The sequence below is a fragment of the Methylobacterium sp. CCH5-D2 genome (genome assembly GCF_001556475.1).
GTDB lineage: Bacteria > Pseudomonadota > Alphaproteobacteria > Rhizobiales > Beijerinckiaceae > Methylobacterium > Methylobacterium hispanicum.
The window spans coordinates 1-221 of record NZ_LSIX01000995.1; the positions used below are offsets into that span (position 1 = coordinate 1).

1 protein-coding gene is annotated in these 221 nt (G+C 62.4%); it reads left to right on the plus strand.

Features of this window, described 5'->3' with window-relative positions:
- The coding region (gene rpsF, locus AX737_RS26930; protein ID WP_156453989.1) for a 30S ribosomal protein S6 at positions 1-221 on the plus strand (221 nt) is incomplete at both ends.

Consider the following 221-nt stretch of genomic DNA (forward strand, 5'->3'; position numbering starts at 1 on the left):
GTGACGTCCCAGCAGGTCGAGACCATGATCGACACCTACAAGGGTGTGATCGAGCAGAACGGCGGCCGCCTCGAGAAGATCGAGATGTGGGGCGTCAAGTCCCTCGCCTACCGCATCAAGAAGAACCGCAAGGCGCACTTCGCGCTCCTCAACATCGACGCCCCCCCGGCCGCGATCGCCGAGATGGAGCGTCAGATGCAGATCTCGGAAGACATCCTGCG